Annotated in this window: 15 protein-coding genes; 4 read left to right on the top strand and 11 right to left on the bottom strand. The window is 63.7% G+C overall.

Going from position 1 to position 21,439, the window contains the following annotated elements:
• Window position 1 precedes the first annotated feature (1 nt).
• The 7 genes from FG486_RS02980 to FG486_RS03010 all read right to left on the bottom strand — a co-directional run bounded on the left by FG486_RS02980 (window position 2) and on the right by FG486_RS03010 (window position 10,779).
• A complete protein-coding gene (locus FG486_RS02980) occupies window positions 2-4,081 on the bottom strand; it encodes an Eco57I restriction-modification methylase domain-containing protein (protein WP_181266390.1) in 4,080 nt (1,359 codons plus the stop codon).
• The gene (drmD, locus tag FG486_RS02985; RefSeq protein WP_241695566.1) at window positions 4,078-7,197 is read right to left on the bottom strand and encodes a DISARM system SNF2-like helicase DrmD; all 3,120 of its coding nucleotides are present in this window, start codon (window positions 7,195-7,197) and stop codon (window positions 4,078-4,080) included. The genes FG486_RS02980 and drmD overlap by 4 nt, the downstream gene beginning before the upstream one ends.
• Window positions 7,188-7,628, bottom strand: a complete 441-nt coding sequence (locus tag FG486_RS02990) for a very short patch repair endonuclease (RefSeq protein WP_206678361.1) — start codon at window positions 7,626-7,628, stop codon at window positions 7,188-7,190. Before FG486_RS02990 ends, drmD begins: the two co-directional genes overlap by 10 nt.
• Window positions 7,600-8,697, bottom strand: coding sequence for a DNA cytosine methyltransferase (locus FG486_RS02995; RefSeq protein WP_181266391.1), 1,098 nt, complete (start codon window positions 8,695-8,697; stop codon window positions 7,600-7,602). Before FG486_RS02995 ends, FG486_RS02990 begins: the two co-directional genes overlap by 29 nt.
• A complete protein-coding gene (gene mads1 / locus FG486_RS03000; protein ID WP_089412781.1) occupies window positions 8,690-8,941 on the bottom strand; it encodes a methylation-associated defense system helix-turn-helix domain-containing protein MAD1 in 252 nt (83 codons plus the stop codon). Before mads1 ends, FG486_RS02995 begins: the two co-directional genes overlap by 8 nt.
• A gap of 181 nt (window positions 8,942-9,122) precedes the next feature.
• The gene (locus FG486_RS03005) at window positions 9,123-9,338 is read right to left on the bottom strand and encodes a helix-turn-helix transcriptional regulator (protein ID WP_181266392.1); all 216 of its coding nucleotides are present in this window, start codon (window positions 9,336-9,338) and stop codon (window positions 9,123-9,125) included.
• Between the two features lie 514 nt (window positions 9,339-9,852).
• Complete coding sequence (locus tag FG486_RS03010; RefSeq protein WP_181266393.1) at window positions 9,853-10,779, bottom strand: lipid kinase; 927 nt, start codon at window positions 10,777-10,779, stop codon at window positions 9,853-9,855.
• 219 nt (window positions 10,780-10,998) lie between these two features.
• Between FG486_RS03010 and FG486_RS03015 the strand changes: the two genes are divergently transcribed.
• The 4 genes from FG486_RS03015 (at window position 10,999) to FG486_RS03030 (ending at window position 15,482) form a co-directional block, all read left to right on the top strand.
• The gene (locus FG486_RS03015; RefSeq protein ID WP_066274418.1) at window positions 10,999-11,685 is read left to right on the top strand and encodes a nitroreductase; all 687 of its coding nucleotides are present in this window, start codon (window positions 10,999-11,001) and stop codon (window positions 11,683-11,685) included.
• Between the two features lie 225 nt (window positions 11,686-11,910).
• Window positions 11,911-13,077 (top strand): PepSY-associated TM helix domain-containing protein, encoded by a 1,167-nt coding sequence (locus FG486_RS03020; RefSeq protein WP_181266394.1) that lies wholly within the window; start codon window positions 11,911-11,913, stop codon window positions 13,075-13,077.
• Entirely contained in the window at window positions 13,074-13,253 is a 180-nt protein-coding gene (locus tag FG486_RS03025) for a hypothetical protein (protein ID WP_066274424.1), read from the top strand. Before FG486_RS03020 ends, FG486_RS03025 begins: the two co-directional genes overlap by 4 nt.
• Window positions 13,254-13,286: 33 nt before the next feature.
• Window positions 13,287-15,482: a TonB-dependent receptor gene (locus FG486_RS03030; protein WP_338401572.1), complete on the top strand. Its 2,196-nt coding sequence runs from the start codon at window positions 13,287-13,289 to the stop codon at window positions 15,480-15,482.
• A 22-nt stretch (window positions 15,483-15,504) separates the two neighbouring features.
• Here FG486_RS03030 and FG486_RS03035 read toward each other — a convergent pair whose 3' ends face one another.
• Genes FG486_RS03035 through FG486_RS03050 form a run of 4 tightly spaced genes read right to left on the bottom strand, consistent with a single transcriptional unit; the run spans window position 15,505 to window position 21,366 of the window.
• Complete coding sequence (locus FG486_RS03035; RefSeq protein WP_241695567.1) at window positions 15,505-16,827, bottom strand: MFS transporter; 1,323 nt, start codon at window positions 16,825-16,827, stop codon at window positions 15,505-15,507.
• Window positions 16,828-16,881: 54 nt separating this feature from the next.
• On the bottom strand, window positions 16,882-19,014 hold the full coding sequence (locus tag FG486_RS03040) for an acetate--CoA ligase family protein (protein ID WP_181266395.1): 2,133 nt from the start codon (window positions 19,012-19,014) through the stop codon (window positions 16,882-16,884).
• A gap of 19 nt (window positions 19,015-19,033) precedes the next feature.
• Window positions 19,034-19,870, bottom strand: a complete 837-nt coding sequence (locus tag FG486_RS03045; protein ID WP_181266396.1) for a p-hydroxycinnamoyl CoA hydratase/lyase — start codon at window positions 19,868-19,870, stop codon at window positions 19,034-19,036.
• Between the two features lie 50 nt (window positions 19,871-19,920).
• Window positions 19,921-21,366 carry an aldehyde dehydrogenase gene (locus FG486_RS03050; protein ID WP_181266397.1) on the bottom strand — a complete coding sequence of 482 codons (1,446 nt, stop codon included), beginning with the start codon at window positions 21,364-21,366 and terminating at the stop codon, window positions 19,921-19,923.
• Window positions 21,367-21,439: the final 73 nt, after the last annotated feature.

Here is a 21,439-nt window from a genome sequence, read left to right on the forward strand (position 1 = left end):
GTCAAGCACCCCTATCATCAATTTTTAAGAGAACATCGTCGAGGTCGAGCGTAAAATCCGGCGTTTCACTATTTCTTCTGCGGCGCCCGCGCGCCTTGCCCGACCCGGACTTTCCAGCGTCGGCTCGCTTGGCGATTTCTTCCTCATGTTGAGCTTTGTTGAGGGCGACGAGTCTTCGAAGCAGCTCTTCTCGGATTTCTTCGCTGAGCGAATAGCGCCACTGTGCGCTACCAGAAGATGCATTCACTTCATGGAAGTCATAACTGACGTCCAGATCGGCCCAGCCAAAAGCTGCTGCCACATGCCTATCTAGGGTCTCGAAAAGCACCCTGAGTTCTGCAATTCGAGGATCATCGTTGTCGGGCGAATGAACCGCGTTCATGAGATCGGTGAGGCCGCATTGATGGTCCGCGCTCCAAGCGACGGCGATGTCGTTGAAGCGAAGGGCCGCATCGACTCCCTCTTGCGACACCGCCCCGCTCGGCAGCGGAAACTTTGCTATCGATTCGCTGATGGATAGCTGAAGGGTTACTCCTAAGCCTGCGCCGCTGTAGTCTTCAAGCCATGATCGGAATGGGGTGCTCAGGCATATAGGAAATAAATCATCCCTTTCGATGCCGATCAAAACCACCTTGTTGGTGTAGATCCAATCTGAGGGAGCCAGCATGCAGATGGGATGTTTGGTCACCTTGGAATATGCGATGAACCTTTCTCTCTGGCGAATCCTGCGCATCAAGTCAGCGCGGTGATTCCAGAACTGCCACCAACGATCGATAAGACCTTTGTAGCTTTTCAAGGCTTCTGGCGTCCGGGTCGGTTGCACGACCTCAGTAATGAATTGATAAGCCTCAGGCCAATCGCGTTGGATGTCGTCGAGTTCACGATCGGCAATATCAAGCGCCCACCGCGCTACGTCATTCAAGGCCGAACTGGTGATGTCATCGCCGGTGACGTAGGGCCTTAACAGACTGTTTGGTTCATCCTTCAGGCGTTCGAACCAAGGATGGTCCGGGGTGATAACGAACGCCAGTCCCTTGCTGTTATTCACACCCTCGAAGCTGAATATCCCGTCCGACAGCGCGACGGGTGCCCAGCTATTTGCTTCTTCTGGCTCAAGGCGAGGTCCGATGCGATCACAATCATGGCCGTCTGCATCGTTCCGTCCGTTCCACTCGCCCTTGAAGAACCCGACAACTGCAACGACGACGGCAGCTGTGCCCGGCCATGGCATTCCCTTTCTTGCGAAGTAGATACTACCTCGCTTGACTATCTCTCCGAGCCCAAGGACGATCGCACTGCCTTCTGCGATGTTGCTCGTAGCAAGCAGGCCGTAGCTGCCTCCTCGCCTCATGAGATCGGCAGCGCGTCGGTGAAAGACGACACAAAGGTCGATTTTTGCGGGAGAGACTCCGAGAACCAGTTGGCACTGCCATTGGAACCGTTCGCCCAAAGCTCCCTTCCACAAGCGATTGCCCAAGAACGGTGGGTTCCCGACGATGGCGTCAAAACCTCCATTTTCTCGGTCAAAGACCTCTGGAAATTCAAGCGGCCAATGGAATGGGTGCCGCGCGGTGCTGTCTAGGGAGTCTTTTGCCAAGTCAGTTGATGCATCGCGCCGGAGCCTATCTTTCTTTGAGTTTTCGCCACTTACCATGGCGTCGGCGAATGCAGCCAGCGTCTCGATCCTGGCTGTCCGTTCTCCAGCCCGATCTTCAGCCAGAATAATGCCGACGAACGCATCGGCAATGAGCGTCGGCAGTGCCAGCTCGCCGCGCGATTGCGTGTCGAGTGCCGCCATCGCTTCGACATCCTTTATGTCGCGAATGGGGATATCCCGCAGACGCGCGCGAAGTTCGAGTGCCTTGTCGATCGCTAACCGGATCGTCCGACCGAATAGTCGAAGCTGAGTCTTTCCCTTCGGGCTCATGTCGAGCTCGACCAGCTGACCGATATCGTGAATGCCGAGAAGGCTGTCACCGCTACGGAGATTGTGGTCGAGGAAGCCGAACGGCCGCCCTTTCGACATGGTGGTAAGCCAGAGCGAGAGCTTGGCCAGCTCCACGGCTAGCGGGTTCTTGTCCACACCGTAGAGGCACCGCTCAGCGACGAGGCGGCGGGCGACAATGACGCGCTCCTCTGCGTCCTGCGACAGAGGATCGAAGCCCTCGGCGGTGGCATCTTCGACGATGCGCCCTTCGCTGTCGATTTGCTTGCCGCGAGCCTCCGTCACCGACCAAGCCTCGACCAGCCGGTCGGAGAGCCAGCGGCACGCCTGTACCAGGAACGCTCCGGATCCCATGGCAGGATCGCAGATCTTCAGGTCGAGCAGCTCCTCGGCGCTCTTCAGCTCCCAGTCCTCGGGCACCTTGCCCTCGGCCGGACCGCGATAGGCGACGGGCGTCAGCGTCTCTTCGACGATTTTTTCCGTCAGGCTCTTGGGCGTGTAGTGTGTGCCGCTGTCGCGCCGGTCGGCGCCGAGCACGACGACGAAAGCGCCCTTGTGGTGCACGAGAGGATAGCCCCAGGGGTCGGTCCGCAGGAGGGGCGCGTAGGGCAGGATGCGGTCGCGCAGACCGATGTCGCCGCGGCAAACGGTGAGTAGGCGCGCGGCGAGACGATCGTCGGCTGCCCGCTCGTGGGCGTTGCGGATGGCGGACTCCGAGCGTTCGCTCCGTTCCTTCAGCAGTTCAGCAACCCTCGCCGGACCATCCAGGCGCGCCGACTCGATCTCGCCGAGCGTCACGCGCGGGCTCTTGGCCTTCGCGCCGCTGTCGAGTTCCAGCGTGACGTCGTCGACGCGCTTCACCGTGCGTTCGAGGAGACCCTCATAGACGTGCCCGATCTGCTCCACGTCGAGTGCGCGGTAGGACAATGTGCGGCCTTCGAAGGTCTGGATCGCTTCCAACAGCAGCAGAACGGTGCGGTCGTCGATCGGCAGCGGTTCGGCCGGATCACTGCGCCAGCTCGTGCCCTTCTTTCGCCCTTCGAGGAAGGGGTAGCGATCGGGATCGAACAGTGAACCACCGAGTGCTGGAAGGCGCAGCGTCGGATGATCGATCCCGCCGTAGACGCCGCGAAACAGGGCGAGCAGACGCGACCAAGCGGACCGGCGACGCTCGAGGATCTCTTCGGAATCTGCCCGCAGCTGCATTCGCAGGCTGGAGATGGCGTAGAAGGAGTCGTAGCGGGGATCGCCGAGCAACAGCAGGGCGCGTTCCTCGGCCGATAGCAGGAAGACGAGCCGCATCATGACCGTCAAACCAGCCTCGTAGAGCTCTCGCGGATCGACGTCGCGCAGGAGTTCGCGATTGCGATCCTGATCGGCGCGGTCGAGCGCCTGGACGAGCACTTCAACGGCGCGCCGGACCTGTTCTCCGAGCGCCTCCGTCACGTCGTCCTGGTGCTTCAGAGAACGCTCATAGAGCGCAGGCAGCTTGCCCTCGTCGGGTCCGAAGAAGCGGCGGATGCCCAGAAGGCTGACGAAGGCGCGCAGCGTTTCCGGTTCCTGGCCCCAGAGGCGCGCATACCAGCTCGCGAAGCCTGCAACGGCGCCGAAGGGCGCGTGGACGAGCATCCAGCGCTCGCCATTGGTGACGATGCCAGTGGGGCATCCTGTAGCCCGGAGCAGAGCGACCATCCGGTCGCCCGGGGTGATCGCGAGGCCATCGAAACGGCGCGTCGCGTCGAGATCGGTGTCGGGCTCGTAGACGTGGATGAGCAGAAGCGGTTCGTCGGAGTTCGTTGGATTCACGACCGCCAGATCGGGCGCGACCGTGACCCCGTGTTCGGGCATTGAGACAGTCAGCTTCTCAGGCAGTCTCGCGCCCCTGCGCAGCACCGTCTCATCCATTTCCAGCGCGGTGACCAGCACGTCGTCGATCCAGGCCGCGTGCAGCGCTGGAAGGTCGAGGTCGTCCATGTCGACGGCATCGCGCCATTCCTCATAGGTCCGACGAAGCCGCTGAGGCCGCCCGGAAGGCAAAGCTTCGAGGCCTTGCGGGAAGACATCCCGCAGCACGGGCACCGCCAGGAAGGGCCCGGAGACTTCGACGAGGTTTAGCCACTCGTGATCGTTGCTCATCCGCGCTTCTCCGTCGCGAGGGAGTTCGGAACCAGCAGCACCACGGCTACGGGGAAGGTATGCTCGACGGCATTGGAGTGCCGTTCTTCGATCGCGCGTAGCTCTTGCTCGCGCTCCATCGGGATCCGGGCCAGGCGTGCTTCGAGGGCCGCTCGGTCACGCTTGAGCTGAGTGCGTTCGTCCTCGGAGAAAAGAGAGAGCTGCACGGGTTGCTGTTCCGTCGCGATCTCGGTCTTCAGCGCTCGTTCGAGATCGTCCAGGACTTGGCGGATGTCCTCGGCCTCCTTGCGCTTCCGGGTCTCGATCGTGTTCACGAGGAAGCGTAGCCGGTCTTTCGAGCGTGCCTCGACGGCTGCCAGAACGGAATCACGCTGTTTGTCGAAGCGCGTCCTCAATGCGTCGAACGTCGCATCCGGCAGGGCCGCGGGTTGCGACTCCTCCAGCCATCGTCGGACCTCCGTGACCCGTTCCTCCCGCCGGAAACCGGCATCCCGCAGATAGCCGCCAGCCTCCGTGAGCTCCTCGTGCAGACGATGATGGTTCCCGCCGGTCACGACGAGCCGCGACATCACCACCACGGCCGGTCCCTCGATGCGCCCATCCGGAAGCGACCGGACGGTCACGCGGTGAAGCTTCTTTACGTCGTCACGGGCCCAGATCTCTGCGCGCAGGAGCCGCAGACTCATCTGGACGAGCCGGTGGTTCAGGTGGACGAGGACGACGTCGTCACGGCCCTTGGCGACCCCGTGGTCGAAGGTGATCGGGCGGACCTTCTGCGTGTAGGGGTGTTCTAGACCCTCAAGGCATCGGGACCAGGAACCCGAGAGCGGCGGCATTCGAAAAACCGTGCCGTCTGGTGCACCGGCCAGAGAAACGGGCTCCAAGTCGGGTTTGTCCGCAAGGCGCAACGCCGTGCGTACCGCCCGCTCGATGTGGTCGGGCACGAGGCTTTGTTCGTTCCGGGTCTCGTTCAGCCGCTCATGGAGTTTGGCCACACGTTCACGTAGGTCGCGCTCCGCCTTCACGAAGCGGCGAGATTTCTCCATCCGGGCTTCGGCTTGTCTCGTGTCGAGATCGCGGCGGCGCCCCTCGAGGAGGTCTGGCAGTTGAGGCGCGATGACCGGGTTCACGCTCCCCATGTCGGCGCGCATCGCATCCAGTTTGCGAAGCGCGCGCAGGATATCGTCGCCGTGGCCACCCTCGGCATCCACCGGGTGCCAGATGACGACCTCGCTGGCGCGTTGCCCATGGCGGTCGATGCGGCCGTTCCGCTGCTCCATCACATTCGGGTTGTACGGAATTTCGAGGTGGATCATCAGGTGGCAGTGGTTCTGGAGATCGATGCCCTCGGAGGCGGCATCGGTCGCCAGCAGTATCCTCACCGGGGATTCCGAGGGGTTGGCCTGGAACGCGGCTTTCACGCCCTCGCGTTCTTTCGGGTCCATGCCGCCATAGATGAGAGCCAATCGCTCGCCCCCGAAGCCGTGAGATGCGAGGATCTCCTGCATCCATTGCTGAGTGGCGCGATACTCGGTGAACAGGATCACCCGCTCGTTCGTCCACCTGTCACCGTCCTTCAGGTGACTGGCCAGCCAACCCAGCACGGCAGTGGCCTTGGCATCGGCCCGACGAGCCGCCTGTTGGGCCCAGGATCGCAATCGGTCGAGCATCCGGCGTTCTTCGTCGGTCGGTGGCCGGACATGCTTGCCCGCTTCCTCGATCGCTTCAGCCTCGGCGGCATCCCGCTGTGCGTCGTCTGCGTAGTCTTCCTCGGTCTTCGCTATCGCCCGCCGAAGGATGCGGTCATCGAATTTCTTCTGGCTGCGATCGCTAGCCGCCCGACCTTCGATCGTCGCGATATGCCGCTCCAGTGTCGCTGCGAAGGCTGCAGGTGACGATGACAGGCGCTTGCGCAGCAACTGGTGCACGAAGTGATCGACGGCTCGCCCTCCATCAGCTCCGCCTTCGCGGCTCTTGATGTATGCCTCCAGCTCCCGCCTGGCGTCCCTCTCGTCCTCGCCATACTCCACCGGCAGCGCCTCGAGCCGCCGTTCGGGGTAAATGCGCTCGCCGTTCGCATCGACCAGATCGCTCTTCAGCCGACGGACCATCACTCGGGCGAGCTGAGGGTCGCTGGGGAGGACGTTTCTCGCAAACCGCTGATCATCGAGAAGTTCAAGGAGCGCGGTGAAGGACTCGGTGTAACCGTCGTGCGGCGTGGCTGTGAGAAACAGTTTGTGCTGGAAGTGTGGCGCGGCCAGACGAACCAGACGGGTCCTGAGGCTTTCGACAGCGTAGCGGCCGACGGTCGGCGCGACGTTGTGAGCCTCGTCGATGATCAGCAGGTCGAACTTCCTGGGATGGCTGACGTGCGGGGGCAATGCGTCACGCAGAAGACGCAAGCCTTCACCCTGCTTGGCCCAGTCCATCGACGTGATGAGACGAGGAAAAGACTTCCACGGATTGGCGTGGAGACCTCGCTCACGGCGCAGACGCTTGACGTAGTCCGTATCGACGATCCGGAACTCGAGTCCGAACTTCTCCTGCATCTCGACGCGCCACTTTTCCTGCAACGAGGCAGGGCAGAGCACCAGGACCGTGCGGGCGCGGTGACGCAGGAGCATCTCTTGAACGACGAGCCCGGCCTCAATGGTTTTCCCGAGGCCGACGTCGTCGGCGATCAGAAGATTTGTGCGCGCCATGTCGATCGCGCGCACGAGCGGATCCAGCTGATAGTCCTCGATGCTGACACCGCTGCGGAATGGCGCCTGCAGATAGCCGCGATCCGCGTTCGTCGCAGCCCCCCAAACCACCGCATCCAAGAAGGCTTGAAGCGTGGAGGGGTCATCCAGCCCGGTCATGCGCGGTAGTCCGGCTCGCTCGATCACATGCGCTCCGGGCTCCAGCTCCCAGAGTACTTCGATCTCTTCACCCAGCGCATCCTCATCGATCGAGGCCAGCCGAACGAGATGCCGCTTAGGAAGTCCAGGGGCAACCGAACCGCCTTCGACCTCGGAGACGATCCATTGGCGGCGGCGAGCCTCGACTAGCTGGCCCGGCTCAGGAGCAGTGGCGTGGGCGACCTCGGCCACTAATTCATCTGCGATCATCGACATAGATGGGCCCTGTTCTTTCTGCGCGCGTCGACGAGTGCGGCGATACGGTTCGCGGCTTGGGTGGCGTCTTCGTGTTCCCAGATCCGAACCGTCTCCCAACCGAGAGCAGTCAGCCGCCGATCGGTATCGGCATCCCTGGATCGATTGGTTTCGATCTTCTCCCGCCAGAAATCGGCGTTGCTCTTCGGCCAGGATGCGTGCTCGGGGCAGCCGTGCCAAAAGCATCCGTCGACGAACACGGCCAATCTCGCGCTGGGGAAAACGATATCGGCGACGCGCCTGGGCTTAGTCAGGAGCGGAACGTGGAGGCGATAACGCAGCCCCTTGGCATGCAGAGCCCTGCGGAGGTCGATCTCCGCACGCGTGCCCTTCTGTCGCACGCGAGCCATGCGACGACTGGCGTCATGCGACGAGGGACTTACGCGCGTCATCCGCCACGGCTCCCTTCTTCTTTCTCTTCGCCTTCTGGACCTCGATCCCCAGATGGTCAGCGATGCTCCGGCCGATCACCTCGCCCAGAGTGACCGGAACGGCGTTTCCAATCATCCGACCCAAGGCCTTGAAATGAACGGGGGCCCCGTCGGGTATGAAGGAATAGGACTTGGGGAAGCCTTGAAGAATTGCGCCTTCTCGCAGAGAGATGGCTCGGTCCTGCTCGGGGTGTCCAAACCGACCGTTCCCGAATCCGTAGAACTGGGTGGTCAAGGTCGGTGCGGGTTCATCCCATACCATCCGGCCATAGACGCCCGGATAGGTACGCCCCGTCTCACGCCGGTGGCAGTCGGCAATGAGATGTTTTGGCCAGTCTCGCCATGTTCCACCCGGTCGAGAGGCGCGAATTCTTTGAAGATTTAGGTCTGAGAGCTTTGATGCGGCATGCAGCACATCCTTGGGATGGGCTTCTCCCTGAGCGATCGGCGCGAGGATGCCGATCGCCTCGCGCACGGTCTTCGGGCAACTGTGTGTCGGGGCGAACAGCTCAATTGGCCCGAGTCTAGAGGCCAATAGCACCATGCGCCGCCGGTTCTGCGGCAATCCGTAAAGGGAGCAATCGACTATCGCTTGGTGGACGTGGTACCCCGATTTCTGGAGAGTCTCGACGAAGTCATCGAACACAGTGTGTTTGGCCACCGAAGGCACATTCTCCATAGTGACCAGGTCGGGACGCGTAGCTTTGATCAGCCGCCCGAACTGATAGAGAAGACCCCATCGAGGGCTTCCAACGACATCGTAGCGCTGGGCGTAGGTGGAAAATGGCTGGCAGGGGGCGCACCCGGCCAGCACCCGGATTTCGGCGTCGCCGAACAACTCGTTGAGGCGCTTGGGAGCAAGGCGACCCACGTCCTCCTTGATGAAGCGCGCTGCGTTATTGGCTTCAAATGGGTGGCGGCAGGCTTCATCGACGTCAATGCCCGCGACGACCCGAACGCCCTCCGAGATCAGGCCATGCGTAAGCCCGCCGGCTCCACAGAACAAGTCGACGCACGCGACATCAGCCATCAGCTTTCTCTCCCCCCGCATTTGCCCCCTTCTGTGAATCGGCCTCGGCCGCCTCGCCTTCCTTTTGATCGTCCGATGCTTTCCCGTGCCTCACCCAGTCATCAACTTCGTCGGTTTTGAACTTCCAAAGCCTCCCGACTTTGTGGGCCGGCATGTCCTTCTTCGCGATCCAGCCGTAGACCGTGTCTTTGCTGACACCGAGATATTCAGCGATCTCCTCCACGGAGACCCAGCGATCGGACATGGTGCGGCCCTTTCAGCCAGCATGATTCAAGCATCCAATATCTCACCGACACAAGCAGGAGTAAACCAAAAGAAGTCTGATTTGACCCAGTTTTCTTGTATTTGGTCGGATGGCTGATGGAGTGTTTCGGCTGATGATGACGGCCCCCAGGCGCAGGTGAGGCCGCCATCATCCAGCTCGGTCAAGCGTCGGCTTGCTGAGCCTGGCCAGGGTCGGAGGTGCTGGAACGGATAATCGACTGCTCGTATTCCTCGACGTCGGACAGGCGATAGACCACCCGGCCGCCCACTTTGAGGAACTTCGGCCCTTCACCAGTCCAACGCCACCGCTCAAGTGTGCGATGGCTGATCCCCCAGCGCACCGCCAGTTCAAGTTGGTTAATGCATGTTGCCTTCATTTTCGTGTCCTTTCGTCCTGGCAAGTTGGAATGCGACACGACGAAGGCGTGGGCGGAAAACACTATCAAGGTAATACTGGCGGGAACCACAAAACCGGGGCTTTGCCGCGTCTCGTCTTGAACAGAGAAGTTCCTCGAAAGCGAAGATTCACCTACGAATACGAGGGCATGCTGGCGCGATGTGGGGCATACTCCGAGCGAGTTTGTCGAAGAGTCCTTTCCCTCCAAGATTTACGAAGCAATTCGCCACGATTCTCCTGGATTCACTCGTGAGCGCTATTCTTTGCACAAACCAGTCAGATTGTTGCGCAATGGTGAGCAGGGCTACGTGAAATGTCCGCATGAGCGCGGCTGGCCACTCGCGTTTGCGAACTGCGTAAAGCTGCGCATACGAGGAAATGCTTGGAAGTGGGCGGGTGTTATGGGCGATTCGCCATGGCTTATCAGAGAGTTAGAGGATGAGTCCTTTCCCTCCGCCACTCATCGCCGCGATCAGACAGCCCCTGACTGGGGTTCAGCGATGAAACAGGCGTAAAGCCACGCCTTGCCTGGCGACCGCTGCAGGAGCGAGGACAGTAATCGCGCCGGGCAGAACCTTGAAATGCGCTGGCGTCGCGGTGACGATTTCCCCGTCGGTGTTGATCGGCATGGGGCGCCGCGTCTCGATATCGAACTCGACGCAGCGGGCGGTCCTCACCTCTTTCCAGGCGCCATGCGTACCCGTGCGGAAGGCGCGCACCATCAAGGCGAGCTTCCAAAGGTTGCGCATCTCCAGACTGTACAGGTCCAGCGACCCATCATCGATCGCGGCGGTCTGTTCGACGACATTGCCACCCCCGTAAAGACGCCCGTTGCCGATCGCGATCTGATAGGTCTTAACCCTGATCCCGCTGCCTTTCTCGATGATCCTCGCGCGAAAGCGCCGTGCCCCGGCCAGGATCCGCAGCGCGGCGACCGCATAGCCCAGCCGCCCGAAGCGCTTCTTGATCGCAGGATCGAGCTTCTGCGCCAGATCGCTGCTGAGGCCGATGCTGGCGACGTTGAAAAAGGCATGGCCGTTGACCATCCCGACATCGATCTGCCGTGTGTGCCCGGCGACGATCACGTCTGCGGCGGCAGCAAAATCGAGCGGGATGGACAGCGTCCGGGCAAGGTCGTTGGCGGTTCCGGCCGGAATGATGCCCAGCGGCAGCCCGCTCTCTATCACCGCCGGGGCTGCCGACGAGATCGATCCATCTCCGCCGCACACCACGATGATATCGGCCGATTGATGCAGCCGGGAGATGTCCCGCGCGATTTCGGCCAGGTTGGCGAAGGGCTCGACAATGACCGAGAGGCCCGCCGCTTCCAGCCGCGCGCGCACCGGCCCGAGTGCAGCCTCGCCCTGACGCGATTTGGCATTGTGGAGCAGCAGGACACGCTTGCCGGTATCGGATCGCACGAACAGACCTATCGCTTCAGGAGGACGACCGTACCAGCCATAGCCGGTTCTCGCACAAAGCCCTGCATAATCTTTGCAGACAGGTCCGAAGCCAGGTTCGAGGGCTTCCGAGCAGATGACCGTATCGGGAGTGAATTCCTCGGCTCGAGGTCCCGAAACCGGGCTTTCCACGCCGCCCAGCTTGGTTCATGAACAGGCTTTGCATTCAAAGGAGCCTGCATGCATTTTGACGAGGTCGTTCTGGGTCGCCGCAGCATCCGTGGATACAAACCGGATCCGGTGCCGCGCGCTCTGATCGAGGAGATCCTGCGGATCGCGATGCGCGCCCCATCTTCGATGAACACCCAGCCGTGGAATTTCTACGTGATTACCGGCGAACCGCTCGACCGGATCCGGCAGGGCAATACCGAGAGGATGATCGCCGGCGTGCCGCAGTCGCGCGAATTCCGCACCGGCAAGCCCTTTGCCGGACCGCATCGCGACCGGCAGATCGGGGTCGCCAAGCAGCTGTTTTCCGCGATGGGCATCGCGCGCGACGACGCAGATGCCCGCCAGGACTGGGTCCTGCGCGGCTTCCGTCAGTTCGATGCACCGGTGTGCATCATCATCACCTATGATCGCGAACTGGACGGCAGCGACGATACTCCGTTCGATTGCGGCGCTGTCGCGACGGCCCTGGTCAACGCGGCATGGTCGCGCGGGCTCGGCACGGTCATCAACAGCCAGGGCATCATGCAGTCCCCCGTCGTGCGCGAACATGCGGGGATCGCGGACGATCAGGTGATCATGAAGAGCATCGCCCTGGGGTGGCCGGACGAGAGCTTCCCGGCGAACGCGGTGGTTTCAACGCGCAAGTCGGTCGATGAGGCCGCCGTGTTCGTGGGGTTTGAAGAACCGGTGCGCTAGCACTGCTCGGAAAAGCCTGCGACGCCTGACTCCTTGGGCCGGACCATAGCTCGCCGCTTCTGCGTGATATTCGCAATCGATTTTTGCTTAATAAATGCGAATGATTATCATTGACGAAATATGCCCGTTGCGATAGCTCCCGAGCCCGATGGAATCGGGATTGGCGATGCTTGTGCACTGTGACGAACATGATGCGGACGTCGTAACAGGCTTCGCGGACAGACCATGACCCGCTCCTCGATCAGGACCTGGGCCATCGTGCACAAATGGACGAGCCTGGCGTGCACCGCATTCCTGCTGATGCTGTGCATCACGGGACTGCCGCTGATCTTCCATGACGAGATCGATTATCTGACCGAGGAGCAGCCGGTGTTCGGGATGCCCGGCATCGGCTCGTCGGGCACGAGCAAGGGCCTGCTGTCGCTGGACGACATGCTGGCGCGGGCGCTCGCCAATCGGCCGGGCGAAGTGCCGCTCTACATGGCATTCGACAACGACCAGCCGTCGATGACGATCACCACTGGGCCGCGCCCCGATTCCCCAGCGGCGGACATGACGATCCAGTCGTTCGACCGCTCGACCGGCAAGCTGATCGGCAAGGTGGCGGAAAGCGACGGCGGCGTGATGCACTTCCTGCTGAAATTGCACACCGACATGTTCCTTGGCCTGCCCGGCATGCTGTTTCTGGGCGTGATGGGCATCGCCTTTGTCGCGGCCCTGGTCTCGGGCGTGGTTCTCTATGCGCCGTTCATGCGCAAGCTGGACTTCGGCGCGCTGCGCAGCAGCCGCAGCGCCCGCACCAAATGGCTCGACTACCATAATCTGCTGGGGATTGTCGGGCTGGCCTGGATGCTGGTGGTCGGACTGACGGGAGTGATCAACGCCTTCGCGGTGCCGATCGAGAAACTGTGGAAGGCCAACGAACTCGCCGCGATGACGCGCGAATATGCCGGGCGCGAGCCGCTCGATCCTGCGCGCTATGGCTCGCTCGACACGGCGATGGCGGCGGCGCGTGCCAAGCTGCCGGACAACAACCCGCAATTCATTGCCTTTCCCGGCGGCACGTTCAGCTCCAACCACCATTATGCCGTGTTCTTTCAAGGCGACAGTCCGCTGACCGAGCGTTTGCTGACCCCGGCGCTGATCGACGCGGAGACCGGCCGCTTTACCGACGCCCGGCAGATGCCCTGGTATTATCAGGCGCTATCGCTGTCACGGCCGCTGCATTTCGGCGACTATGGCGGCCTGCCGCTCAAGCTGCTCTGGGCCGCGCTGACGCTGTTCACCATGCATGTGCTGGGTACGGGCCTTTATCTCTGGTTGGCCAGGGGCCGGACGAGCAGCCCCGCGCAAGCCCGGTCGCCAGCCGCCATTGCCGAGCCCGCCGAATGACCCGCCCGCGATCGCTCCGCGCCATCTTCGCCTGGCCGCTCGCCATTTTCGGCATCGGCCTTGCGGGGCTTGTCGTCGCGCTCACCGGGGATGGCTGGCGCGATGCCGCTTCCTGGGCCGCGCTCAGCGCGCCGGTTGCCGCCGTCTTCTGGGCGATGCGCACGCGCCGCACCTGATCTTTGCACTTCTCAATCCAAGGAATTCAAGCCGTGAAGAGTTTCTCGTTCCGCCCTGCCCTGCTTGCCGCCACCGCGCTCGGAGCGATTGGCCTCGCCAGCCCCGCCCTGGCGCAGCAGCAGGAGGCAGAGGACAGGGAAACGATCATCGTCACCGCCCAGCGCCAGAACCAGTCGGGCGTCGAACTGAAAGGCAGTGCCGGGGTGCTCGGCGACAAGGATGCAGCGGACATCCCGTTCGCGATCCGCAGCTACAACGCCGCGCTGATCCTCAACCAGCAACCGCAGACCCTGGGCCAGGTGCTGGAGAACGACCCCACCATCCGCACCACCACCGGTTTCGGCATCGCGGGCGAACTGTTCGTCATCCGTGGCTTCGCGCTGGCGGGTGACGATATCGGCTTTGACGGACTGTACGGCATCACCCCGCGGCAGCTTGTCGCGCCGGAATTATATGAATCGGTGCAGGTCCTGAACGGTGCCAGCGCGTTCCTCAATGGCGCAGCGCCCGGAGGCACCGGCATCGGCGGCAGCGTCAACCTGATCCCCAAGCGCGCCACCGCCGACCCGATCACCCGCGCGACGATCGGCATTACCGGGCCTGAGCATGTCGGCGGTGGGTTCGATGTCGGACGGCGCTTCGGCAGGAACGGCGAGTGGGGCATCCGCATCAATGGCACCGCGCGCGCGGGCGATGCCTCGATCGACGACGAATTTCGCAGCAGCTATCTGCTCGGAGCGGCCATCGATTACAATTCGGGTCCGTTCCGCGCGATGCTCGACCTTGCCTATCAGCGGGTCAAGGTGTCGCATTTCCGCCCCAAGCTGCGCGTCAACACGCTGACGGCCATCCCCGATGCGCCCGATGCGGGCACCAATTTCGGCCAGCCCTGGCAGTACACGACGCTGCGGGACATTTTCGGGCAGTTCCGCATGGAATATGACGTCGCCAAGGATGTCATGGTCTATGCCGCATTCGGCGCGCGCGATGGATCGGAAGAGGGCGTTTACAGCACCCCGACCCTGGTCAACCTGAACGGCGACATCACGGTCAGCAGCTCGTTCATCCCGCGCACCGACAATAACGAGGCCGCGACCATCGGCGCGCGCGCGAAGCTGAGCGGCGGCGGCATTAGCCACGAGTTCAATTTCGGCGGATCGATGAACTGGCTGGTCAACCGCAACGCTTTCCGGTTCTTCGACATATCTGCGCAGCGCAACAATCTCTACGCTCCGGTGGAAGTCACCCCCTCGACCCGGGTGACCTTTGTCGGCGGCGATCTGGACGATCCCTTCCCGATCTCGCGCACCCGGCTGGCCAGCGCCTTCTTCTCGGATACGATCGGTTTCTGGGATGACCGCATTCTCTTCACCGCGGGTCTCCGGCTGCAGGTGATCAACGCCAAATCCTATTCCAACGCCACCGGCGCGCTGGTCAGCGAATATGACGAGGACAAGGTAACGCCCGTCTTCGGGCTGGTGATCAAGCCGACCGAAAACCTGTCGCTCTACGCCAACCGCATCGAGGGACTGGTCCAGGGCGCTGCGGCACCGCTGACCGGTGCGAATCCCTCGGGCGGCGCGGCTCTGCCGGTCAGCAATGCGGGCGATATCCTCCCGCCGTTCGTCTCCGAACAATATGAAGTCGGCGGAAAGCTCAGGCTTGGCGCGATCGATCTGTCACTGGCGCTGTTCCAGATCGACCGCGAAACCGCGATCCTGCGGCCCGACCCGGACAATGCCGGTGCTCTGGAATTCGGCCCGTTCGGCATCCAGCGTCATCGCGGCATCGAATTCACCGTCGCGGGCGAACTGACCGAGGGGCTGCGTCTGATCGGCGGCGGATCGGTGATCGACGCCAAGCTGCGCCGGACCCAGAATGGCGTCAGCGATGGCGCACAGGCGGTGGGCGTGCCCGAATATACGCTCAACGCCAATGTCGAATGGGATGTGCCCTTCATCCCCGCACTGACCCTGACCGGGCGTGTGGTGCATACTGGCGAACAGGCAGCCAATATCGGCAATACCCTGTTCCTGCAGGATTGGACCCGTGTCGATCTGGGCGCGCGCTATGTGACGGTGCTTGCCGGCAAGCCGCTGACCTTCCGCTTCAATGTGGATAACATTGCCGATGCCGACTATTGGGCCTCGGCCTTCGACAGCTTCCGGCCCGACCTGCAACTGGGCGCCCCGCGTACCTTCAAGGCGTCCCTGACCTACGATTTCTAGGCCGGGGACGGACCAGCCGGTATCAGGCCGCCTGATTCTTTCCGATCAGCAGTGCACCGGCGGCGAGGACGGAGCCGAGGCTCATCAGCAGCGCGACCACCGGCAGGCCATAGCCCAGCGCGAACAGCAGGCCCGCGAGCGCGGGGGCGAGTGCCGATCCGCCGCGCCCTACGCCGATGACGAAACCGGTCGCCGAGGCGCGTAGCGCGACCGGGAAGCCGGTCGCCACCAGCGCATAGAGCCCGACGACACCGGCATTGGTCACGAAACCGGCAGCGGCCGCAACCATCGACAGCCGCGCCAGATCCGGCTGGCCCATGCCGAAGATCACGACCAGCACGCACGATACCAGCATCGCCGCGATGGTCAGGCCGCGCACCGGCAGGCGCAGCGTCAGCAGGCCCAGCACCAGCGATCCGCTCGCACCGCCGATGCTCGCCCAGACCAGCACGCCCGCGGCCTCGGCCGGGGGATAGCCCAGATCGGCAACGATCTTGGGAATCCATTTCATGACGAAATAGAAGGTCATGATATGGCCGAGATAGGCGAGCGTCATCGCGGCCGTCACCTTGATCCATTCGGGCGCGAACAGCCGCGACAAGGGCACCCTGCCCGTCTGGGCGCCGCCTGCCGGCAAGCTTTCGACGGTCCGGTGCCCCATCGTCTGCAGGGTCCGGTTGATCCGCTCCAGCGCGCCCTCGGGCTGACGGCTGGCGAGATAGGCAATCGATTCGGGCACCCGCCACCAGGTGACCGCGATCATCAGCGCGGACCAGGCCGCACCGAACAGGAAGACCGATGGCCAATCGAAATGCTGGAGCAACTGGGTTGCCGCCAGCCCGCCCAGCACCGTACCGACGGGATAGCCGCCCGCCATGATGACCACCGCCAGCGGCCTATAGCGCGCATTCGCTGCCTCGGCCGCCGCCGCGTTGATCGCCGCGAGCATGCCGCCGATGCCCAGGCCGGTGAGCACGCGCCAGGCCGAAAGCGTGACCACGCCGCCCGCGCTCGCCGCGCCGAGCATCCCGACGGTCATCAGCGCCAGGCACAGCAAAATGGTGTTGCGCCGCCCCGCGGTATCGGCGAGCCGCCCCAGGGTCAGCGATCCCAGCGCCATGCCGACCAGTTCCATCGACAGCACCAGCCCCAGCACGCCGCGATCGATGCCCCAGGCGGCAGAAATGCCGGGCGAGGCGAAGCTGATCGACATGACGTCGAAGCCATCGAGCGCGTTCAGCGCGACCATCGTCGCGACGATCGACCATTGATAGCCCGACATCGGCCCGGAATCGATGATCGCTGCCGGATCGCCTGCCGTCATGCCCTGCTGCGATGCAGCCATATTCCTCTCCCTTGCGTCATCGCCTGCCCCCGGTTCTGACGGCCGGTGGACCGCTCAATGCGTGTAGATCAATGCATCGAGTGCGACGAGGCCCTCGCCTTGCGGATAGACGATCACCGGATTGAGATCGACCTCGGCGAGTTCGGGCGTGCCGACCATCACGTCGATCATCCGCATCGCCAGCCGGGCGACTGCCGCGACATCGAGCGCTGGCGAACCGCGATAACCGTGGAGCAGCGCAGCGCTTTTCAGCCTGCCCAGTTCGGCGATGATCGCCGCCTCGGTCATGTCGGGCGTGATCAGCCGGGCATCGTGCTGCAATTCCGCCGTCACCCCGCCAAAGCCGACCAGCACCACCGGCCCCCATTGCGGATCGCGCTTCGCCCCGACGATCAGCTCCAGCCCGCGCTTGCCCATCGCCTCGACCAGCACGCCATCGAGCGCCAGGCTGGCATCATAAGCTGCGACATTCGCGTAGAGCCTGTCCCAGGCAGACAGCAGAGCGGCCTCGTCGGCCAGGTTGAGGATCACGCCTCCGGCATCGCTCTTGTGCCCGAGCGCCGCCGCCTGTGCCTTGATGACCACCGGATAGCCGATGCGCGCGGCGACCTGAACCGCCTCTTCGGGCGTCGCGGCAAAGCCGCCCTGCGGGAACGAAATACCGGCAGGTTCGAGCAGGATCTTGGCCTGATATTCGGGGATGGCCCCGCGCCAGGTCGGCAGGTCGAGCGGCAACGGATCGGGCGTGCGCCCGGTCAGGTCGCGCTGGCCCAGCGCTGCCAAGCGTGCGATCGCCCGAAAGGCGCGCTCGGTGCTGGGGAAGACCGGCACGCCGGCAACGCGCAGGCGGTCCAGAATGTCCGGCGGCAGCACGGTGCCCTCGTCGAGACTGGCATAGATTACCGGCTTGGCGCGATCCCCGCCTTCCACCGCGCCCAGCAGCGGCGGCAGCTTGATGCCGATCGTCGTCGCGTCGGTTTGGATGATGCCCGTGACGATGCAGCCGAAGCGATCGTCTTCTTGCAGCGCGGTGACCAGCCGCGCATAGATGGCCGGTTCGACCAGCCCCTGCGCAGTGATGTCGAGCGGATTGCTGACCGCGACGAAATCGGGCATCGCCGCACGCACCGTCGGCGCGTTCGCATCGGTCAGCACCGGCAGATCGAGCCCCAGCTCCTCGCACAGGTCGAGCGTCAGCGCCTTGAACGCACCCGATTCTCCGACGACCGCAAGGCCGCCGCTTGGCAGCGCCGGGCAGCGCGAGGCGATCTCGGCAATGTCGCCCAGCTCTTCCAGCGTCTCGGCAAAGACCACGCCCGCGCGCTCGACCATCGCGCGCATCAGCGCATAGTCGCCCGCCATCGCGCCGGTATGCGTCGCCGCGCTTTCGCGCGCCGCGCTCGACTTGCCCGGATGCAGCAGCACGATCGGCTTGCCCGCCGCGCGCGCCGCCCGCGCCGCCGCAATGAAGCGCTGCGGCTGGCGGAACTGCTCAACGATCATCGCGATTACCCGCGTGTCGGGATCGGCAACGAGATGCTCGACATAATCCTCGACGCCCGAGCCTGCCTCGTTGCCGGTCGACACCGACAAGGTCACGTTCATCGCGCGCGACAGGAAGGTCGTCGCCAGCACCGCCGCCATCGCGCCCGATTGCGACACGATGCCGATGCCGCCCCCCGGGCCAGGGGACGGCACCAGCGTCTCGACAAAGGTCAGCGGAATGCGCTCGGCATAGTTGACCAGGCCAAGGCAATTGGGGCCTTCGATCACCATGCCGGCTTCGTCCGCGATCCGCGCCAGCTCGCGCTGGTCGGCCAGCCCCTGCTCGCCCCCTTCCGCAAACCCGGCGGAAAAGATGATCGCAGCCCCGCACCGCCGCGCCGCCAGCGCGCGGACCGCATCGAGCACGCCCGCACGCGGGATCGCGAGCACCGCGACATCGACATCCAGCGGCAGGTCGTCGATCGAGGCCAGGCACGCCCGGCCTGCGATCTCGCTGCGTCTGGGATTGATCAGGTAAACCGGCCCCGCAAACCCGTTGCGGTCGAGATTGGACACGACCGACGCGCCGAGCGCGCCGGGCTTGTCCGACGCGCCAACCACCACCACCGACCGGGGCGACAGCAGGCGGCGAAGGTCACGCTGCGACGATACGGCCACAGGCGAGGTTTCCAGATCGATCATCGGCTCGGCGCTCCGGGTTTCAGGCGGGCTGCTTTTTCACGTCATAGGCGCCAAGACCCGGCTTGTAGGTCTTGTCGTCGATGAACTGCTTGATGCCTTCCTTGCGGCCATCATTGTCGAAGCTGTTCGCGGCCTCCTGCGCGCGGATCAGGAAATCCTCGGCATTGTCATAGGTCATCTCGCGCACGCGGCGGATGGCATCCTTGGTCGCCTTGAGCGCGACCGGGTTCTTGGCCAGCAGCACCTTGGCCACCTGCTCCACGCGCTCCTTCAGTTGGGCGAGCGGCAGCGATTCGTTGACCAGGCCCCATTCGGCTGCGGTCTTGCCGTCGATATTCTCGCCCATCATCGCGTGGTACATCGCCTTGCGGAACGGCATCAGCTCGGTCGCGACCTTCGAGGCCCCGCCGCCGGGAAGGATGCCCCAGTTGATCTCGGACAGGCCGAATGTTGCCTCGTCCGCTGCAAAGGCCAGGTCGCAGCCGAAGAGCGGGCCATAGCCGCCGCCGAAGCACCAGCCGTTGACCATCGCGATCGTCGGCTTCTGGTACCAGCGCAGCCGCCGCCACCAGCCATAGGCTTCGCGTTGCGCCTGCCGCGTCGCGCCCAGTCCCTGCGCCTCGGTTTCGCGGAAATATTCCTTGAGATCCATGCCCGCCGACCAGCTGGTGCCTTCGCCGGTCAGCACGACGACGCCGACATCCTCGCGAAATTCCAGCTCGTCCAGCACCCGGCCCATCTGGCGGTTGAGCCTGGGGCTCATGCAATTGCGCTTTTCGGGGCGATTGAACTTCACCCATGCGATGCGGTCGGTCACCGTGTAGGCGACGGTTTCTGCTTCGGTACGTTCGGTCATCGGTTCGCAGCCTTTCCTGGAAATGTCGTCCTGAAATTCGTGGTTATCGCTCAGATGGGGTAATGACCGGGCTCGGTCTCGACCGTGATCCAGCGAAGCTCGGTAAAGGCATCGATACCGGCCTTGCCGCCGAAGCGGCCATAGCCCGAGGCCTTGACCCCGCCGAAGGGCATCTGCGCCTCGTCGTGCACCGTGGGGCCGTTGACATGGCAGATGCCCGACTTGATCGCCTTCGCAACCTTGAGCCCCCGCGCGATGTCGCGGGTGAACACCGAGGCGGACAGGCCGTATTCGGTATCATTGGCAAGTGCGATCGCATCGGCCTCGTCACGCGCACGGATGACAGCGACGACCGGGCCAAAACTTTCCTCGCGGAACAGGCGCATGTCCGGAGTAACCCGATCGACCACATGCGCAGGCATCAGCACGCCTTCGGACGCACCGCCGCTCACCAGCACGCCGCCGGCATTCAGCGCATCGTTCACCAGCGTATCGACATGGTCCACGGTCTTGCGATCGATCACCGCGCCCAGCGCCGCCTTGCCCTCGCGCGGATCGCCGACACCAAGCGTCGCCACCTTGGCGGCGAACTTCTCGACAAAGGCGTCGGCCACTGCGTCGACCACGATGATCCGCTCGGTCGACATGCAGATCTGCCCCTGGTTCATGAACGCGCCGAACGCCGCGGCCTTCACCGCCTCGTCAAGATCGGCATCGTCGAGCACCAGCAGCGGTGCCTTGCCGCCCAGCTCGAGCAGACAGAGCTTGAGATGCTCGGCAGCACGCTTGGCGATGATGCGTCCGACCGCCGTCGATCCGGTGAAATTGATCCGGCGCACTGCCGGATGGTCGATCAGCGCACCGACCACCTCGCCCGCATCCTGCGGCGCATTGGTGACCAGGTTGACGACGCCATCGCCCAGCCCGGCATCGACAAAGCAGCGCACGATCAGCGCGTGTGTCTCCGGGCATTGCTCCGATGCCTTGAGCACGACCGTATTGCCACAGGCGAGCGGCATGGCGATGGCGCGCACGCCCAGGATGATCGGCGCGTTCCACGGCGCGATGCCCAGCACTACGCCCACCGGCTCGCGCACCGCCATCGCGATGCAACCGGGCTTGTCGGACGGGATCACCTCGCCGCCGATCTGCGTCGTCATCGCCGCCGCCTCGCGCACCATATTGACCGCAAGCATATGGTTAAACCCGGCCCAGGCGGCCGTCGCGCCGGTCTCGGCCTGCATCGCGGCGATGAAATCGGCCTGGCGCGCGACCATCGCGTCGGCTGCGCGGGTCAGCGCCGCGCGACGAGCACCCGGCCCGAGCGCCGCCCAGCCCGGCAGCGCCGCTGCGGCCGCATCGGCCGCCGCAGCCGCATCGTCCACCGTTGCGGCTGCGGCGCGCGTGGCCACATCGCCCGTCAACGGGTTGATCCGGTCGAACCGGTCAGCGGCCTCGATTGCCTTTCCACCGATCAGCAAATCCGTCTTGAACATCGGAACCATCCTCTCGTTGATTGATATGTCGCATATCAATATTGGCCAAGCGATGCAATCGGGGTAAAGCCGC

It is taken from the genome of Blastomonas ursincola, assembly GCF_013607875.1.
Lineage (GTDB): Bacteria > Pseudomonadota > Alphaproteobacteria > Sphingomonadales > Sphingomonadaceae > Blastomonas > Blastomonas ursincola.

Bases quoted from the DNA above. Each gene is read 5' to 3' on its own strand.
- FG486_RS02980 (WP_181266390.1), bottom strand. From the start codon at position 4,081: ATGAGCAACGATCACGAGTGGCTAAACCTCGTCGAAGTCTCCGGGCCC.
- drmD (WP_241695566.1), bottom strand. From the start codon at position 7,197: ATGTCGATGATCGCAGATGAATTAGTGGCCGAGGTCGCCCACGCCACT.
- FG486_RS02990 (WP_206678361.1), bottom strand. From the start codon at position 7,628: ATGACGCGCGTAAGTCCCTCGTCGCATGACGCCAGTCGTCGCATGGCT.
- FG486_RS02995 (WP_181266391.1), bottom strand. From the start codon at position 8,697: ATGGCTGATGTCGCGTGCGTCGACTTGTTCTGTGGAGCCGGCGGGCTT.
- mads1 (WP_089412781.1), bottom strand. From the start codon at position 8,941: ATGTCCGATCGCTGGGTCTCCGTGGAGGAGATCGCTGAATATCTCGGT.
- FG486_RS03005 (WP_181266392.1), bottom strand. From the start codon at position 9,338: ATGAAGGCAACATGCATTAACCAACTTGAACTGGCGGTGCGCTGGGGG.
- FG486_RS03015 (WP_066274418.1), top strand. From the start codon at position 10,999: ATGCATTTTGACGAGGTCGTTCTGGGTCGCCGCAGCATCCGTGGATAC.
- FG486_RS03020 (WP_181266394.1), top strand. From the start codon at position 11,911: ATGACCCGCTCCTCGATCAGGACCTGGGCCATCGTGCACAAATGGACG.
- FG486_RS03025 (WP_066274424.1), top strand. From the start codon at position 13,074: ATGACCCGCCCGCGATCGCTCCGCGCCATCTTCGCCTGGCCGCTCGCC.
- FG486_RS03035 (WP_241695567.1), bottom strand. From the start codon at position 16,827: ATGGCTGCATCGCAGCAGGGCATGACGGCAGGCGATCCGGCAGCGATC.
- FG486_RS03040 (WP_181266395.1), bottom strand. From the start codon at position 19,014: ATGATCGATCTGGAAACCTCGCCTGTGGCCGTATCGTCGCAGCGTGAC.
- FG486_RS03045 (WP_181266396.1), bottom strand. From the start codon at position 19,870: ATGACCGAACGTACCGAAGCAGAAACCGTCGCCTACACGGTGACCGAC.
- FG486_RS03050 (WP_181266397.1), bottom strand. From the start codon at position 21,366: ATGTTCAAGACGGATTTGCTGATCGGTGGAAAGGCAATCGAGGCCGCT.